Origin of the sequence: Mesorhizobium sp. B2-1-3A, from assembly GCF_006442655.1 — a bacterium.
Taxonomy (GTDB): domain Bacteria; phylum Pseudomonadota; class Alphaproteobacteria; order Rhizobiales; family Rhizobiaceae; genus Mesorhizobium.
Map to the genome: position 1 here is coordinate 507321 of NZ_VFWK01000003.1, position 16078 is coordinate 523398.

16 protein-coding genes are annotated in these 16078 nt (G+C 63.6%); 12 read left to right on the forward strand and 4 right to left on the reverse strand.

The features are described 5' to 3' along the window. Positions 1-56: 56 nt before the first annotated feature. The 7 genes from phnL (at position 57) to phnE (FJ977_RS13780) (ending at position 6678) form a co-directional block, all read left to right on the forward strand. The gene (gene phnL, locus FJ977_RS13750; protein ID WP_140772145.1) at positions 57-764 is read left to right on the forward strand and encodes a phosphonate C-P lyase system protein PhnL; all 708 of its coding nucleotides are present in this window, start codon (positions 57-59) and stop codon (positions 762-764) included. Beyond that, positions 761-1378, forward strand: coding sequence for a DapH/DapD/GlmU-related protein (locus FJ977_RS13755; RefSeq protein ID WP_140772147.1), 618 nt, complete (start codon positions 761-763; stop codon positions 1376-1378). The genes phnL and FJ977_RS13755 overlap by 4 nt, the downstream gene beginning before the upstream one ends. Positions 1379-1483: 105 nt before the next feature. Then, positions 1484-2194, forward strand: coding sequence for a DUF1868 domain-containing protein (locus FJ977_RS13760; RefSeq protein ID WP_140772149.1), 711 nt, complete (start codon positions 1484-1486; stop codon positions 2192-2194). Between the two features lie 130 nt (positions 2195-2324). Then, positions 2325-3182: a phosphonate ABC transporter ATP-binding protein gene (phnC, locus tag FJ977_RS13765; protein WP_140772151.1), complete on the forward strand. Its 858-nt coding sequence runs from the start codon at positions 2325-2327 to the stop codon at positions 3180-3182. 102 nt (positions 3183-3284) lie between these two features. Beyond that, positions 3285-4193, forward strand: coding sequence for a phosphonate ABC transporter substrate-binding protein (phnD, locus tag FJ977_RS13770; RefSeq protein ID WP_140772153.1), 909 nt, complete (start codon positions 3285-3287; stop codon positions 4191-4193). Positions 4194-4249: 56 nt separating this feature from the next. Next, the gene (gene phnE, locus FJ977_RS13775; protein ID WP_140772155.1) at positions 4250-5206 is read left to right on the forward strand and encodes a phosphonate ABC transporter, permease protein PhnE; all 957 of its coding nucleotides are present in this window, start codon (positions 4250-4252) and stop codon (positions 5204-5206) included. A 95-nt stretch (positions 5207-5301) separates the two neighbouring features. After that, the gene (phnE, locus tag FJ977_RS13780; protein WP_140772157.1) at positions 5302-6678 is read left to right on the forward strand and encodes a phosphonate ABC transporter, permease protein PhnE; all 1377 of its coding nucleotides are present in this window, start codon (positions 5302-5304) and stop codon (positions 6676-6678) included. A gap of 67 nt (positions 6679-6745) precedes the next feature. Here phnE (FJ977_RS13780) and FJ977_RS13785 read toward each other — a convergent pair whose 3' ends face one another. The 3 genes from FJ977_RS13785 to FJ977_RS13795 all read right to left on the reverse strand — a co-directional run bounded on the left by FJ977_RS13785 (position 6746) and on the right by FJ977_RS13795 (position 10067). After that, positions 6746-7597, reverse strand: a complete 852-nt coding sequence (locus FJ977_RS13785; RefSeq protein WP_140772158.1) for a sugar phosphate isomerase/epimerase — start codon at positions 7595-7597, stop codon at positions 6746-6748. A 78-nt stretch (positions 7598-7675) separates the two neighbouring features. Then, positions 7676-8863: a Gfo/Idh/MocA family oxidoreductase gene (locus tag FJ977_RS13790; protein WP_140772159.1), complete on the reverse strand. Its 1188-nt coding sequence runs from the start codon at positions 8861-8863 to the stop codon at positions 7676-7678. 148 nt (positions 8864-9011) lie between these two features. Continuing rightward, a complete protein-coding gene (locus FJ977_RS13795) occupies positions 9012-10067 on the reverse strand; it encodes a sugar phosphate isomerase/epimerase (RefSeq protein WP_140772161.1) in 1056 nt (351 codons plus the stop codon). Positions 10068-10468: 401 nt separating this feature from the next. Here FJ977_RS13795 and FJ977_RS13800 point away from each other — a divergent pair, with 401 nt between their 5' ends. Genes FJ977_RS13800 through FJ977_RS13820 form a run of 5 tightly spaced genes read left to right on the forward strand, consistent with a single transcriptional unit; the run spans position 10469 to position 14731 of the window. Beyond that, the gene (locus FJ977_RS13800) at positions 10469-11356 is read left to right on the forward strand and encodes a sugar phosphate isomerase/epimerase (RefSeq protein ID WP_140772162.1); all 888 of its coding nucleotides are present in this window, start codon (positions 10469-10471) and stop codon (positions 11354-11356) included. Positions 11357-11416: 60 nt separating this feature from the next. Beyond that, positions 11417-12586, forward strand: a complete 1170-nt coding sequence (locus FJ977_RS13805; protein ID WP_056568326.1) for a mandelate racemase/muconate lactonizing enzyme family protein — start codon at positions 11417-11419, stop codon at positions 12584-12586. A gap of 2 nt (positions 12587-12588) precedes the next feature. Then, entirely contained in the window at positions 12589-13305 is a 717-nt protein-coding gene (locus tag FJ977_RS13810; protein WP_140772164.1) for a FadR/GntR family transcriptional regulator, read from the forward strand. A gap of 2 nt (positions 13306-13307) precedes the next feature. Next, entirely contained in the window at positions 13308-14300 is a 993-nt protein-coding gene (locus FJ977_RS13815; RefSeq protein WP_246683077.1) for a hydroxyacid dehydrogenase, read from the forward strand. A gap of 41 nt (positions 14301-14341) precedes the next feature. After that, entirely contained in the window at positions 14342-14731 is a 390-nt protein-coding gene (locus FJ977_RS13820; protein ID WP_140772166.1) for a hypothetical protein, read from the forward strand. Between the two features lie 25 nt (positions 14732-14756). Here FJ977_RS13820 and FJ977_RS13825 read toward each other — a convergent pair whose 3' ends face one another. Further along, positions 14757-16052, reverse strand: a complete 1296-nt coding sequence (locus tag FJ977_RS13825; protein ID WP_140772167.1) for an amidase — start codon at positions 16050-16052, stop codon at positions 14757-14759. Positions 16053-16078 lie beyond the last annotated feature (26 nt).

Below are 16078 nucleotides of genomic sequence, written 5' to 3' on the forward strand. Positions count from 1 at the left end.
AAAAGTGGAAGCCGGTTTTCGGACCGGATCATGCGGCAAGACAAAGGACACTGATCATGCCAACCCCGCTCGTTGTTTCCGACGTCGCCAAGAGCTTTACCATGCACCTGCGCGACGGCATCAAGCTGCCCGTCGTCGCTGGCGTCTCGTTCTCGATCAAGGCTGGCGAATGCACGGTGCTCGGCGGCCCGTCCGGTGCAGGCAAGAGCTCGATCCTGAAGATGCTCTACGGCAACTATGCCGTCGATGAAGGCCAGATCATCGTCAGGCACGACGACGGGCTGATCGATCTCGCCAATGCCAGCCCGCGCACCGTGCTTGCCGTGCGCCGGCAAACGATCGGCTATGTGAGCCAATTCCTGCGCACCGTGCCGCGCGTTTCGGCGCTCGATGTCGTCGCGGAGCCGCTGGTCGAACGCGGCGAGGAGCGCGAGGCGGCCAGAGGCAAGGCGCGCGCACTGCTGGCGAAGCTCAACCTGCCGGAAAAACTCTGGGCGCTGCCGCCGGCGACCTTCTCCGGCGGCGAGCAGCAGCGCGTCAACATCGCGCGCGGCTTCATCACCGAACACCCGATCCTGCTGCTCGACGAGCCGACCGCCTCGCTCGATGCCACCAACCGCGACGTGGTGATCGAACTCATCGCCGCCAAGAAGGCGGCGGATGTCGCCCTGCTCGGCATCTTCCACGATCACGATGTGCGCGAGGCGGTTGCCGACCGCATCATCGACGTCACCGCCTTTGCTCCGGGAAAACTCGCCGCATGACCAGGAAATTGTCGGAGACGCCGCTGGTCCACCCGACGGCGGAGGTACACAACTCGACGCTTGGCCGCTGGACCGAGATCGCCGACCGCAGCCGGGTCTCGGAAAGCGAACTCGGCGACTATTCCTACATGATGCAGGACTGCGCCGTCTGGTGCGCGACGATCGGCAAGTTCGCCAACATCGCCGCAAGCGTGCGCCTCAACGCCACCAACCACCCGACCTGGCGGCCGACGCTGCACCATTTCACCTACCGCGCGTCGGACTATTGGGACGATGCCGAGCATGAGAGCGAGTTCTTCGCCCAACGCCGCGCCAAGCGCGTCAGCATCGGCCACGACACCTGGCTCGGCCACGGTTCGACCGTCCTGCCCGGCGTTACTGTCGGCGATGGCGCCGCGGTCGGCGCCGGAGCCGTCGTGTCGAAGGATGTCGCGCCCTACACCATCGTCGCCGGCGTGCCGGCAAAGCCGATCCGCGAGCGCTTCGACCGCCGCACCGCCGAACGCTACCAGGCGCTTGCCTGGTGGGACTGGGACCATGCCAGGCTGCGCGCGTCACTTGACGATTTTCGCGAACTTTCGGCCGAGGCGTTCCTGGAGAAATACGGGGGGTAGGCAGTTCCAGGAAAGGTGGCTCCCTCGCATCATCGTCATCGGGGAGCCCTTTCATATCCCTGACACAGGACTCGGACAGGACGCCATCTCCCCAAGGAGATCGCCATGCTCGATACAGTCAAACCCTCACTCGCCGGATTCTTTGCCGGCTCCAATCCGATGCCGCCGGCGCATCTCGGCACGCGCTACGACACCTCAGGCAATTTCCTGACCGAGCCCGGCAACACCGTCGTCAGCCATCTCGTCAGCGGCTCACCCTCCGAGGCCGTGGTGCTTGCGGTGCGCGACAAGATGCTGGCGATGCCCGATGCCGATCGGCTGGCCTTCACGCCCGTCTCCAGCCTGCACATGACCCTGTTCCAGGGCATCATCGAGTACCGCCGCCGCCTGCCCTATTGGCCGCAGGACGTGCCGCTCGACACCAGCATCGACGCCATGACCCGGCTTTATCTGGAGCGCCTGAAGGGTTTCGAAGGCTTCGGCCCCTTCAACATCAAGGTGGTCGAGATCGTGCCGACCGGTCTCACCGTTGCCGGCGCGACCGACGAGGATGTGCGCATCATGCGTCAATGGCGCGATGCGCTGGCGGTGCCGTTCGGCTACCGGCATCCCGATCACGACACTTACGTCTTCCACATCACCTTCGCCTATCAGATCCAGCGTCTGGCGGACGACAGGGCGGCTGCGTGGCAGGCGCTGTTCGATGATGGCCTGGCGCTTTTCGCAAGGCAGGCGCCGGTGATCGAGATTAAGCCACCCGCCTTCTGCGCTTTCCGCGACATGAAGCATTTCGAGGAATTGCTGGTGCTCGGCTGATCGCCGGCAAGGCGCCAGCCGCCAAGCCTGTGGAGCGTAACAAAACTGACATGCTGGCGACACGGCAGGTTCATGTGGCTGCGTTAGGCGAATGCCTGACGATCAATATGGACCGGACTGGAACCAGCCCATGTCAGCAAGCTCTGCCACGCTCGAAATCCGCGGTGTCAGCCGACGATTTGGCAAGAACACCGCCGTCAGCGACGTCACCATCTCGATCCCGCAGGGTCAGATGGTCGGCGTCATCGGCCGTTCGGGCGCCGGCAAATCGACCCTTCTTCGCATGATCAACCGTCTCGTCGACCCCAGCCAGGGGTCGATTTTTTTTGACGGCGCCGAGGTCTCCCAGTTGCGCGGCTCACCGCTGCGGCGCTGGCAGCGCGACTGCGCCATGATCTTCCAGCAGTTCAACCTAGTGCCGCGCCTCGACGTGTTGACCAATGTGCTGCTCGGCAAGTTGAACCATCGTTCGACCCTGTCCAACCTTCTCGGCATGTTTTCGCGCGCCGAATGCGCCGAGGCAGTCGCCGCCCTGGAGCGGCTCGACATCGCCCGTACCGCTCTGCAGCCAGCCGGCACGCTGTCAGGCGGACAGCAGCAGCGCGTCGCCATCGCCCGCGCCATGATGCAGCAGCCAAAGGTTATCCTCGCCGACGAGCCGATCGCCTCGCTCGACCCGCTCAACGCCAAGGTGGTGATGGATTCCCTGCAGGACATCAACCTGCGCGAAGGCATCACCGTCGTCACCAATCTGCATACGCTCGATACCGCGCGTGCCTATTGCAACCGCATCATCGGCATGGCCGCCGGCAAGGTCGTCTTCGACGGCCCGCCCGAAGAGCTGAACCGTGAGGCCGTGCGCCTCGTCTATGGCGCCGACAGCAATGGCGCGGAGATATCGGAGGCCATCACCTCCACCAGCGTTGCCTTCAAGCAAAAGATCGCAGCATCCGCCGGACCGCTCGAACCCGCATTCCCGGGTTACTGAGTTCAAGAAAGAGCGGCCTGGATCGTCCGCCCGCGTCAAGGGCACTTTTCAAGATCAAGAACGCTGCCGGCGCGGGGCCGGAACTTACAGGAGAGACATCAAATGTTCAGGAAGATGGTTTTCGGCGCCGTTTCGGTGCTCGCCATGGCGACCAGCATGGCCCACGCCGCCGATCTGAAGGAATTCCGCGTCGGCATCCTCGGCGGTGAAAACGAAACCGACCGGCTGCGCAACTACCAGTGCCTGGCCGACCATCTGAAGGCCGAATTCGGCTTCGAGAAGGTCTCGCTGTTCCCCGCCGCCGACTATGACGGCGTCATCCAGGGCCTGCTCGGTGGCACGCTCGACTTCGCCGAACTCGGCGCCTCCGGCTATGCCAGCGTCTATATCAAGGATCCGAAGGCGGTCACCCCGATCCTCACCACCCAGCAGACCGACGGCGCGACCGGCTATTATTCGATCGGCCTGGCGCTCAAGTCTTCCGGCATCACCGACATCAAGTCGGCCAAGGGCAAGAAGCTCGGCTATGCCGATCCGGATTCGACCTCCGGCTACCTGATCCCGCTAACCCAGATTCCGAAGGACACCGGCGCCTCCAACGAGACCTATTTCGCCTCGACCCAGTTCAACGGCGGCCATGAGAACAACATCCTGGCCGTGCGCGACGGCAAGGTCGATGTCGCTGTCGACGATTCCTCGGGCATCGGCGACTTCAAGAACGGCTTCACCTCCGGCACCTTCCACAAGGTCGTCGCCAAGGGCGCTGTCGACCCGAACGACTTCGTCGAAGTCTGGCGCTCGGGCCTGATCCCGAACGGCCCGCTGGTCGTGCGCACCGCGCTCGGCGACGAGATGACCGCCAAGCTCGCCGCCTTCTTCACCGAACTGCCGAAGAAGGACAAGGCTTGCTTCGAAGGCGTCGAAGGTGGCGATTTCACCGGCTACGTTCCGGTGAAGCCGGACTTCTACAACGTCATCGTCGAAGCCCGTAAGGCAGCCATCGGCGGCTAACGGCGAAATCAAGAAGGGCGGTGTTCAAAAACACCGCCCTTTTTGCATCTCCGATCATGACCCTTTCCGTGACAGCCCCCTCCGGCGCCCCTCATCCGATGGCCGATGCCTGGCGACGCCAGACGTCGCTGCGCAGGCTCTATACCGTGCTCGGCGTCGGCCTGCTGCTCGCCGCGATGTTCGCCAGCATGTGGTTCGCCGACGAAGCCAATGCCGGACACTTCTTCGATCGGCTGCCGCATATCCTGGATTTCTTGAGCTGGCTGGTCCCCAAGGACTGGAACGACGTCTGGCGGGCACTGTTCGACATTGCCTCGCCGCATGATACCGGCACCCAGGAATACAATTTCCCGCTCGGCCGCATCTATGTCTGGGGCGGGTTCTACATTCCCGAATATTTCGAGCTGATGCTGACCACGGTGAACGTGGCGCTGGTTTCCACCTTCATCGGCTTCATCTTCGCCGTGCCCTTTTCCTTCATCGCGGCCCGCAACCTGACGCCCCATCCGGCGCTGCGGCTGATCGTCAAGCGTTTCATGGAGCTGCTGCGCGCCTTCCCCGAGATCGTCATTGCCGGCCTGTTCGCGGCAATTGTCTCCATCGGTCCGATCGCCGCCATCATCGCCATCGGCCTGCATTCGATCGGCGCGCTCGGCAAGCTGTTCTACGAGATCAACGAGAACATCGACATGCGTGCCGAGGAAGGCCTTCGCGCGGTCGGCGCCAACTGGTTCGAGCGGGTGCGCTTTGCCGGCCTGCCGCAGGTGCTGCCAAATTTCACGTCCTACACGCTGCTGCGCGTCGAGATCAATGTCCGCGCCTCGACCATCATCGGCGCCGTCGGCGGCGGCGGCATCGGGGAGGAGTTGAAGCTCTCCATCTCGCGCGGCTTCGGCGCCAAGACACTGGCGCTGGTGCTGCTCTTGTTCACGACCATCTTCATCATCGACCAGTTTTCCGCCTGGCTGCGCCGCAAGCTGGTCGGCGAGCAAGCCTTTCTGATGGGGGCTTAGGCCATGACACCGAACCGAAGGACCGCGTTAGCGAAAAGTGGCATCCGGTTTTCTCGGACAAGCGGGAACCGTTTTGTCCAAGAGGTCATGGCCAAATGGAAAGACAAACGACCATGACCGCCGAGGAAATGCTGTCGATCGAGGAGCGCTATCCGCAAGTGTTCCGGCGGCCGCTGCACAAGCGCTTCGCCCCGCTCTTCCTGTTTGTCGGCATCCTGACTTACCTCATCTATGTCCTGTGGTTCTTCAGCCTGCCGCAAGTGCTGCGGGAATCGCACTGGGAGCGTCTGCCGCTCTTCCTGACACAATGGATCAGTTACGATTTGCAGCCGGAATTCCGTCTCGACCAGCCGGAGATCACGCCAAAATACCCGCGCTTTTCGGCCCTTGGCGAGAACCCGAACCCCGACTGGGTGATCAAGAACACGGACGGCACCTTCACCGTGCTGATCGACGGCCCGGCAAAATCCGTCACCTTCGACAAGGCGCAGGCGACGATCACGGCCAACGGCGAGACCGTGCCTGTTGCGCTGACCAGCGGCAAGCCGGTGATATCAGGTCCGGTGCCGGACTGGATCACCGCCCATGACGACGAGGTGGTCGCCAAGATGGGCTTCGTCGGCGAGGTGCGCGTCACCGTCGACCGCGTCAAGGTGCGCAAGCGCTTCCTCGGCTGGGCGAATTTCGTCTTCGACACACGCTCGCCCTTCTTCGGCAAATCGGCGGGCGAAGTGCTCTCGCTGATCGTGTCGGGGCCCGAATTGAAGCCGGGCACCTCGAACCTGGCACTGGCCGGCGACAACATCTGGAACAACGCCCAGTGGCAACACGGCGACGTCTGGACGAAGCTTTTGCAGACCATCGTCATGGCGTTTCTGGGTACGCTGCTCGGCGCCATCGTCGCCTTCCCGCTTGCCTTCTTCGCCGCCCGCAACATCACGCCGAGCGGCGTGCTCGGTCAGGTGCTCAAGCGCTTCTTCGACTTCATGCGCTCGGTCGACATGCTGATCTGGGCCTTGTTCTTCACCCGCGCCTTCGGCCCCGGCCCGCTCGCCGGCAGTGCCGCGATCTTCTTTACCGAGATCGGCACGCTCGGCAAAACCTATTCCGAGGCGCTGGAAAACATCGACGACAAGCCGCGCGAAGGTGTGCTGTCGACTGGCGCCAACGGTCTCCTGGTGCAGCGCTACGGTGTGATGCCGGAAGTCATTCCGGTCTTCATCAGCCAGACCCTCTACCAGTGGGAATCCAACACCAGGGGCGCCACCATCATCGGCGCCGTCGGCGCCGGCGGCATCGGCCTGAAATTGTGGGAAGCGATGCGCACCAACTCCAACTGGGCCAACGTCTTCTACATGGTGCTGCTGATCCTGCTCGTCGTCTTCATCTTCGACAACATATCCAACTTCCTGCGCCGCCGGCTGAGCCGGACGATCCATGACTACAACCGGATCCAGGCCGAGCAGGGTTAGGTCGTCCTGTGGTGCACGATTAGGAGAGGTCGGTGGGACAGCGCTCGTCAGACGGCGTCCCGACGCCCTAAGCGGCCTTCTTCCACCCGTTCTTGATATGCTTGTAGCCCTCGCGATAAACCGCTTCCGGCGTTTCCGAGAAATCGCGCCACACCTTGGTCGCCGCCGCCAAATCCTTCAGCGAGCGCCCAAACGCCTCGATCGTCAGCCAGTCGTCATAGCCGCTCTTGCGGATCGCGGCGAACGTCTCTTTCCACGGAATATTGCCGCGCCCCGGCACGCCGCGATCGTTTTCCGATATGTGGATGTGCACGACATTTCTGCGATGCTTCGTATAGGCGCCGATCGGGTCGGCCTCCTCGATATTGGCATGAAAAGTGTCGTACATCGCCTTGATGTGCGGCCGGTCGATGGCATCGATGTGCTCCGACAGATCAGCCATCGTGTTGAGAAGATAGCATTCGAAGCGGTTCAGCGCCTCCAGCCCGATGGTGACGTTGCGCTTGCCGGCGTGGTCGCCAATGGCGCGCTGCGAGGCGACGGAACGGTTCTTCTCGGCGGCCGTCGGCCCGGAGCCGGAAAACGCGCCCAGCGTCGAATGCAGCGGTCCGCTGAGCGTCCTTGCGCCAAGCGCATCGGCGCAATCGACAGCCCATTTCATGTACTTGACACCGGCCTTGCGCGTCGCCGCGTCGGCCGAGATCAGGTTCATTGACGGATCGCCCATCGCCGAGACCGCGGTCCGCTCCAGCCCGATCCGGTCGAGCAGTTCGCCGAGCTTCCTGTAGTCGTCTGGCACACCGGCAAAGACCGGGATCTCGACACCATCGAAGCCAGTCGCCTTGATGTCCCGCAGCAGCGCCTCGTGTTTCTTCGAGACGCTGGTCGTCCATAAGAACATGCACATGCCGATTTTCATCGACACTCCCTCCCCATTTAACGGCGCGCCGGCTGTTCCCGCCGGCTTCACGCCATGCCTCCTCACCCGGTCATGCGACTAGAGCTTGGTCCACGCTCCATTCTTCTTCGACGACTTCACGCAGGCCTCGATGAAGGCCATGCCTTCGACGCCGTCCTGGATGGTCGGGAAGACGACATCCTTTGCCGGCTTGCCACCCTTGCGGCGCGCCGCGCGAATGGCCCGTGCCGCCTCCTGATAGATATTGGCGAAACCTTCGAGATAGCCCTCGGGATGACCTGATGGAACGCGGCTGACACGACCCGCGACCGGCAGCGCACCGGCGCCGTTGCGCGTGATCAACTGCTTCGGCTGGCCGAACGGCGTGTACCAGAGATAGTTCGGATCGGCCTGCACCCATTCCAGCCCGCCCTTCGAACCATAGATACGCAGCTTCAGCCCGTTTTCGTGTCCGGGCGCCACCTGGCTCGCCCAGATCATGCCCTTGGCGGGATGCGTCTTGCCGGCGGGCTTGAAGCGCAGCATGACGTTGACATTGTCGTCGAGCAGCCGCCCCGGCACGAAGGCATCGAGATCGGCCGACAGCGAATCGAGCTCCAGCCCGGAGACGAAGCGGGCGAGATTGTAGGCATGGGTGCCGATATCGCCCAGCGCGCCACCGGCGCCCGCCTGCTTGGGATCGCCGCGCCATGAGGCCTGCTTCTGGCCTGTGGCGGCGAGATCCTCGGTCAGCCAGTCCTGCGGATATTCCGATTGCACGATGCGGATGTCGCCGAGCACGCCCTTTGCCACCATTTCGCGTGCCTGCCGCACCATCGGATAGGCGGTATAATTGTGGGTCAGCACGAACACCTTGCCGGTCTTCTCGACGACCGCGGCGAGCTTCTTCGCCTCGGCCAGCGTCGTCGCCAGCGGCTTGTCGCAGATCACGTGGATGCCGGCCTCGAGGAAGGCCTTGGCTGCCGGCACATGCACATTGTTGGGCGTGACGATGGCCACCGCCTCGATGCCGTCGGGACGCTTCGCCTCGGCCTTGGCCATCTCGGCGTAGGACGCGTAGCTGCGGTCCGGATCGAGGCCGAGTTCGGCGGCCGAAGCCTTGGCACGCGCCGGGTCGGACGACAGTGCGCCGGCAACCAGCACGAAATCATTGTCCATGCGCGCCGCGATGCGGTGCACCGCGCCGATGAAGGCGCCTTGCCCGCCGCCGACCATGCCGTAGCGGATCGGGCCGCCTCCCGTTTCCGACTTCGATGCGCCGACCATGTCTCTCTCCCTCGTGCTATTTACCTCTCCTCGAGGAGGGGTCGATCCGCGCAGCGGATCTGGTGGGTCGTAGAGGCGGAGTTCGGCACGAACCGACCCCACCCGGCCCTTCGGGCCACCCTCCCCCTCGGGGGAGGGACAAGCCGCGCTAGATGCCCATCATCGCGCGCAGCAGCTTCTTGTCGGTGGTGCCGCCGGCAAAGTCGTCGAATGCCTTTTCCGTCACGCGGATGATGTGGTGCTGGATGAAGGGTGCGCCTTCGGCCGCGCCGTCTTCGGGATGCTTCAGGCAGCACTCCCACTCCAGGACCGCCCAGGAATCATAATTGTACTGCGTCAGCTTGGAGAAGATGCCGCCGAAATCCACCTGCCCGTCACCGAGCGAGCGGAAGCGGCCGGCGCGGTTGGTCCAGCTCTGATAGCCGGAATAGACGCCTTGCCGGCCGGTCGGATTGAACTCGGCGTCCTTCACGTGGAACGCCTTGATGCGCTCGTGGTAGATGTCGATGAATTCGAGATAGTCGAGCTGCTGCAAGAGGAAGTGCGACGGGTCGTAGTTGATGTTGCAGCGCTTGTGGCCGCCGACCGCATCGAGGAACATCTCGAAGGTGGCGCCGTCGAACACGTCCTCGGAGGGATGAATTTCGTAGCCGACATCGACGCCATTGTCCTCATACACATCGAGGATCGGCTTCCAGCGTTTGCCGAGTTCGCCAAAGGCCTCCTCGATCAGTCCGGCCGGCCGCTGCGGGAAGGGGTAGAGATAAGGGAAAGCCAGCGAGCCGGTGAACGACACCGAGGCGTCAAGCCCGAGATTGCGCGATGCCTTGGCGCCGAACTTCATCTGCTCGACCGCCCATTTCTGCCGCGCCTTGGGATTGTTGTGGACCGAGGCCGGTGCGAAGCCGTCGAACTGCGTATCATAGGCCGGATGTACCGCCACCAACTGCCCCTGCAGATGCGTCGACAGTTCGGTGATCTCGACGCCGGCATCGGCACAGATGCCCTTGACCTCGTCGCAATAGGTCTTGGAAGAGGCTGCCTTCTTGAGGTCGAACAGGCGCCCGTCCCAGGTCGGGATCTGCACGCCTTTATAGCCGAGACCGGCGGCCCATTTGGTGATCGAGGCCAGCGAATTGAATGGCGCCGCGTCACCCGCGAACTGCGCCAGAAACAGCCCAGGGCCCTTCATTGTCGTCGGCATCGGCATCCTCCCTCATTTTGTCGCGACCAAGCATAGCGCCGATTGGAAGCAGGGCCAGCCATTTTGGTCTTTTCGCACCGGGCGCTTTGCAGGCACTGCCATTCTGGTATTACCAAATAGCGGAATTTGGTCAAGCCTCGCAATGCATCTTCAAAGCCGTCGGCACACCCGAAATATCGTCATATATCGCAATACAATCAATGGAATAATTCACACAAGAAGTTGCGCTTCCGCACTTCTTGCCGTTCCAGGCAATTTGCTGTAGACCTCACTTCAGGCCCAATTGGTCGAACCAGTTTGCAGGAAAAGGCTGGGGGTGCCTTGGGGAGGAACCCTTGCGTCGCCTTTCGGCGATGCATGTCGCAGGCAAACCATACGGACGAATTTGGGAAGGACAGACCATGCATCTTTCGACGCACAACTGGATGCGCGCGGAACCCCTGGAGACTACCCTCAAGCGCATCAAGAAGTTCGGCTATGAGTCGATCGAGATTTCCGGTGAGCCCGAACAGTACAAGACCAAGGAGACGCGGGCGCTGCTGAAGGAGCATGGCATCCGCTGCTGGGGCGCGGTGACCTTGATGCTGGGCGAACGCAACCTTGCCGCCAAGAACCAGGGCCAGCGCGAGCGCTCGGTGCAGTACGTCAAGGACGTGCTGACCATGGTCAGCGAACTCGACGGCGAGATCATCACGCTCGTTCCGGCAACGGTCGGCAAGGTGGTGCCGGACGGCACCGAGGAAGAGGAATGGAAGTGGGTGGTCGACGCGACCCGCGAGTGCTTCACCCATGCCAAGAAGGTCGGCGTCAAGATCGCCGTCGAACCGCTCAACCGCTTCGAGACCTATCTGTTCAATCGCGGCGCCCAGGCGCTGGCGCTGGCCGATGCCGTGAGCCCCGAATGCGGCGTCTGCCTCGACGCCTACCACATCCACATGGAGGAATTTAACGTCTACGACGCCATCCGTAAGATCGGAAAGCGGCTGTTCGACTTCCATGTTGCCGACAACAACCGCTTCGCCGCCGGCCTCGGTCAGATCGACTGGCCGAAGATCGTCGCCACCTTGAAGGAAGTCGGCTACGACGGCGCGCTGACCAACGAGTTCGTCGCTCCGGTCGACCGCACGCCGGCGGCGCCCTATCCCGAAATGGTCGAGCGCCACCCGGTCGATATCTCTCCTGAGCAACTGAAGTTCATCCAGGATCACGGCTCCAGCGTGCTCACCGAGAAATTCTACACCGACCAGATGCGCATCACCGCCGAAACGCTGCTGCCGCTGATCAAGTAGTCGACACTTTTTGGGAAATTTGCCCTTCCGCCCTGACCGGCGGCAGGGCTGGGGAAAAACATGCGCATCAAGACCGTCCAAGCCTGGTGGGTCCGCATCCCGATCGAAGCCGCTCGGCAGCACCGCAGCGACTTCGGCCAGGTGACGACCTTCGACGCCGCCATCCTGCGCATCGAAACCGATGACGGGCTGGTCGGCTGGGGCGAAGGCAAGAACGCCGCCGGCAGCGCCGGCAGCTACGGCGCCCTCGTCCACATGCTGAACCATGAGGTCGGCCCGCAGCTGATCGGCCGGGATCCGGCCGATATCGGAATCATCTGGGAGATGCTCTACAACGGCGTGCGCCACGACAGTGCCGCGCGCACCGGCCACGCCATGCCGCAGCTCGCCCGGCGCGGCATGAGCATCGCCGCCATCAGCGCGATTGACATCGCGCTCTGGGACATCCTGGGCAAGTCGCTCGGCGTGCCGGTCTGGCGGCTGCTCGGCGGCCGCAAGGTCGACCGCATGCAGGCCTATGCCTCGGGCGGCTGGGCGTCCGCGGATGCCATCGGCGAGCAATTGAAATCCTACATAGCCCGGGGCGGCTTCAAGGCGCTGAAGATGCGGGTCGGCGCCATGGATGGGGCAGCACACGTCTCCGCCGCCCGTGTGCGCGCCGCACGCCAGGCGCTCGGCCCCGATGTCGAACTGATGGTCGACGCCCACGGCACCTATACGGTGGCGGAAGCCAAGCGCTTCATCCACCTTGTCAACGACCTCGATCTCGCCTGGTTCGAGGAGCCGATCATTGCCGACGACAAGCCGGGCATGGCGGAAGTGCGGGCCTCCGGCGCTGTTCCGATCGCCACCGGCGAGAGTGAGGCGACGCGTTATGCCTTCCGCGATCTTGCCGTGCTCAAATCAGCCGATATCTTCCAGCCCGATCCCGCCTTCTGCGGCGGCATCAGCGAGGCGATGAAGATCGGCACCATCGCCAGCGCCTTCAATCTGCGCTTTGCGCCACATCTGTGGGCCGGCGCGCCCTGCTTCTTCGCCGGCTTGCATGTCTGTGCCGCCTCGCCGTCGAGTTTCATCGTCGAATATTCGCTCGGCGCCAACCCGATGATCCATGATCTGATCGAAGAGACTGTCGAAGCAACGGACGGTATGATAGCGATCCCGGAAAAGCCTGGATTGGGGTTCACCATTTCTGAGCGATTCCTGGAGGCGCACGCGCAACGCAGTTGACGATGAAAGAAAAGAACCTCCTCGCGGAACTCGCCGCCTATCTGTTCTCCCACTCGGACAGCGAGACCGGCCGCACGCCGTCGGAGCGTGAACTGGCCGAGCATTTCGGCGTCAGCCGCGGCCAGATCCGCGAGGCGCTGGCCATTCTGGAAGCCATGCGCATCGTCGAGCGTCGGGCGAAGTCCGGCATCTACATCGACACCAAGCAGGCGAGCGTCGAGGCGCTGGCGCTGTTCGCGCGCGCCGGCCTGCCGCTCGATCCGCTGCAGATCTACGAGACGGTCGAGCTGCGCAAGATCCACGAAATCAAGGCCGCCGAGCTTGCCTGCTCGCGCGCCACCGAGGAGAATTTCGAGCGGCTGCGTGAAATCCTCAGGGCTTCCGAGGAGCGCATCGCCGCCGGCGAAGGCCTCGCCAAGGAAGACCGCGAGTTTCACCTCGAGATCGTTCGCGCCACCAAGAACAGCGTCTTCCACAACATCTGCAGCGTCTATTATCTGATGGGCGAACAGCGCCTGCCGATCTACTTCAACGATCCCGAACGCAGCGTTCGCTCGCATGCGGAGCACGTGCAGATCTACGAGGCTCTGCTGCGCCGCGACGGCAACCTCGCCCAGGCGCTGATGAGTGCCCACCTTCAAGGCGCGGAGAGCTATTGGAAGGGGCTGATCGAGGGCGGCAACGCGGTTGCCGCGAGCCCGGCGCTCGAAAAGGCCTGACCGTGGTCCAGTCCGTGCCAAAGATCCTGTCGACCCATCCGCTGCACCCGCGCGCCTCGGCCAAGCTCGCCGGCGCCGGTCAACTCGTCATCGCTTCGGCCCTCGATGCCGCCACCTTGACCCGGGAGGCGAAGGATTCCGACATCGTCATCGTGCGCGCGCCGCTGCCACCAGCGCTGTTCGAGGGTGCCTGGAAGCTGCGGGCGGCGATCCGCCATGGCGCCGGGCTCGACATGATACCAATGGAAGCGGCGGCGGCCGCCGGCGTGCTGGTGGCCAACGTGCCGGCTGTCAATGCGCGCTCGGTCGCGGAACACGTCATGTTCACCGCACTGGCGCTGCTGCGGCAATTCCGCAAGGTCGACCGCGACCTGCGCGCCAAAGGCTGGCTCGCCGGACGCGAGTATGCCAACGCCAATATAGAGCTTGCCGGCAAGACCATCGGCATCGTCGGCCTCGGCGCTGTCGGCCAGGCCGTCGGCCATATCGCGGCGCATGGTTTCGACCTGAAGGTGGTGGCAACGACGCGCAGCATGCAGCCGGCGCCGGACAAAGTCGGCTTCCTGTCGATCGACGCGCTGGTCGAGCAGAGCGACATCATCGTGCTCTGCTGTCCGCTGACGCCGGAGACGCGTGGCCTGATCAGCCGTGAGCGCATCGCCCGCATGAAACCCAACGCGGTTTTGATCAACGTTTCGCGTGGGCCGGTCGTCGACGACGACGCCCTGATCGAGGCCTTGCGGGAGCGCCGCATCGGCGGCGCCGCGCTCGACGTGTTCTCGACGCAGCCGCTGCCGCCCAATCATCCCTATTTCGGCTTCGACAACGTCATCATCACCCCGCATATGGCAGGGATTACCGAGGAATCGATGATGCGCATGGGCGTCGGCGCAGCGGGCGAAGCCTTGCTCGTGCTGGCCGGCAAGCTGCCGGTCAATCTGCGCAATCCCGAAGTTGTCGATCATTACCGGAGCCGGTTTCCGCTCGACATCTAGAGCATCGCGGTTTCGCCCCAATTCTTCGCGACGGTGCGGCCATGTCCGGTCTTCAATTCGCATTTCTGATTGCCGCAGCCTCGTCCATTTGCGCCTTGCCGGCAGTCGCCGCAGCCGAGAGCAGCTATGTCTATTGTGACAATGGGCTGCGCTGCTTCAAGGCGCCCTGCCCATCGAACAGCGCGCTTGATCTTGCCACTGGCACGATCATCAAGGGTGTGTCGATCGACACCAGCGGTTTGCCGCAGGCCGACAAGGCGATAACGGATCAGTCCGACGTGCTGTACAGCGGGGAGATCGTCGTCAGGGGCTCGATCGAGCACCGCACCCAGACCATCACCGGCAAGGACTACAGCCTGCCCTGGCTGGTCGCGACCCGCATCGTGCGCACCGCCAAGGACAGCGAACGCAAGCATTGTTCGTCACACTGATCCGCAATTCGCGGCTCCCTACCGATCAATCAGCCAGCAGCCTCTCCACTTCGGCGGCAATCCGCAGCAGATGCCGATCGTGGCCATTGCGTGCGACCAGCATCAGCCCCGCCGGCAGCGCCATATCGGGCATCGGCAGCGAGATCGCGCAGAGGTCGAACTGGTTGGCGACCTGGGTGTTGCGCAACAGCAGGCCTTCGACGTGATCGCGCAACTCGGCATTCTCGGCCATGGAGACGATGGTCGGCGCCGCCACCGGCGTGGTCGGCAGCGCCAGCACATCGATCGCCGTCAGCCGCTCATCCATGGCGGCGACAAGCGCGCGGCGGCGGCGCAAGGCCCTGATATAGACCGGCACCGGCAGCATCGCCGCTCGCGACAAAGGCCCGCTGACATGCGGGTCGACTGGCGCCGATGCGCCTGTCGCCAGCCAGTCGGCATGCACCTCGGCCCCTTCCATGGCAGCGATCGAGCCACGTTTGGTCGCCGTGCGCAGATCGGCAATCATGTCGTCGATCGACAGATCCGCAATGCGCGCGCCAGCCTGTTCGATCTTGCCGAGACAACGCTCGAACGCCGTCATGACCTCACCTTCCGTGTCGCCGAAAAGAACGCCGCGCGGCACACCAACGCGAAGTCCCGCGAGCGATACGGCCACCAGCTCGGTCGGCACCTCGCCGGCCATCACGGCATCGGTGGCGGCACATTGCGCGACGGTTCGGGCAAGCGGCCCGATCGAGTCCAAGGTGCCAGACAGCGGAAAGGCGCCGGCCAGCGGCACGCGCCGCGCCGTCGGCTTGAAGCCGACGACGCCATTGAGCGCGGCAGGAATGCGGATCGACCCGCCGGTGTCGGATCCGATCGAGACGTCGCTCGTCCCCTCGCCGACGGAAACGCCGGCGCCGGACGACGAACCGCCGGGGATGCGGGTGGCGTCAACGGCATTGCCTGGCGTGCCGTAGTGCATGTTGTCGCCGATCGCGGTGAAGGCGAATTCGGTCATGTTGGTCTTGCCTATGATGACCGCACCGGCTTGCCGCAGCCGGCGGACGATGGCGGCGTCATCCGAAGCGGGCGCGGCGGTTCTGAGCATCAGCGAGCCCGCCGTCGTTTGTTCGCCCGCGACATCGAACAGATCCTTGATCGAGACGATGGTGCCGTCGAGCGGCCCAAGCGTCACACCGGCGCGCTTACGGGCATCGCTGGCGTCCGCCGCGGCCCGCGCGGGTTCGGCATAGAGCCTGGTGAAGACCTTCTCGTCGGCCGCACGATTGGCAAGACGTGACAGGATGATTTCGAGACGGTCACGGATGGATTGCATGTAGATGTCGGACTCCGCCAGAATGC

What these genes read in the sequence shown, in the direction of transcription:
- FJ977_RS13785 (WP_140772158.1), bottom strand. Translation starts at nt 7,597, where the DNA reads ATGAAAATCGGCATGTGCATGTTCTTATGGACGACCAGCGTCTCGAAG.
- FJ977_RS13810 (WP_140772164.1), top strand. Translation starts at nt 12,589, where the DNA reads ATGAAAGAAAAGAACCTCCTCGCGGAACTCGCCGCCTATCTGTTCTCC.
- FJ977_RS13825 (WP_140772167.1), bottom strand. Translation starts at nt 16,052, where the DNA reads ATGCAATCCATCCGTGACCGTCTCGAAATCATCCTGTCACGTCTTGCC.
- phnE (WP_140772157.1), top strand. Translation starts at nt 5,302, where the DNA reads ATGGAAAGACAAACGACCATGACCGCCGAGGAAATGCTGTCGATCGAG.
- phnE (WP_140772155.1), top strand. Translation starts at nt 4,250, where the DNA reads ATGACCCTTTCCGTGACAGCCCCCTCCGGCGCCCCTCATCCGATGGCC.
- phnC (WP_140772151.1), top strand. Translation starts at nt 2,325, where the DNA reads ATGTCAGCAAGCTCTGCCACGCTCGAAATCCGCGGTGTCAGCCGACGA.
- FJ977_RS13755 (WP_140772147.1), top strand. Translation starts at nt 761, where the DNA reads ATGACCAGGAAATTGTCGGAGACGCCGCTGGTCCACCCGACGGCGGAG.
- FJ977_RS13790 (WP_140772159.1), bottom strand. Translation starts at nt 8,863, where the DNA reads ATGGTCGGCGCATCGAAGTCGGAAACGGGAGGCGGCCCGATCCGCTAC.
- FJ977_RS13795 (WP_140772161.1), bottom strand. Translation starts at nt 10,067, where the DNA reads ATGCCGACGACAATGAAGGGCCCTGGGCTGTTTCTGGCGCAGTTCGCG.
- FJ977_RS13820 (WP_140772166.1), top strand. Translation starts at nt 14,342, where the DNA reads ATGTCCGGTCTTCAATTCGCATTTCTGATTGCCGCAGCCTCGTCCATT.
- FJ977_RS13760 (WP_140772149.1), top strand. Translation starts at nt 1,484, where the DNA reads ATGCTCGATACAGTCAAACCCTCACTCGCCGGATTCTTTGCCGGCTCC.
- FJ977_RS13800 (WP_140772162.1), top strand. Translation starts at nt 10,469, where the DNA reads ATGCATCTTTCGACGCACAACTGGATGCGCGCGGAACCCCTGGAGACT.
- phnL (WP_140772145.1), top strand. Translation starts at nt 57, where the DNA reads ATGCCAACCCCGCTCGTTGTTTCCGACGTCGCCAAGAGCTTTACCATG.
- FJ977_RS13805 (WP_056568326.1), top strand. Translation starts at nt 11,417, where the DNA reads ATGCGCATCAAGACCGTCCAAGCCTGGTGGGTCCGCATCCCGATCGAA.
- phnD (WP_140772153.1), top strand. Translation starts at nt 3,285, where the DNA reads ATGTTCAGGAAGATGGTTTTCGGCGCCGTTTCGGTGCTCGCCATGGCG.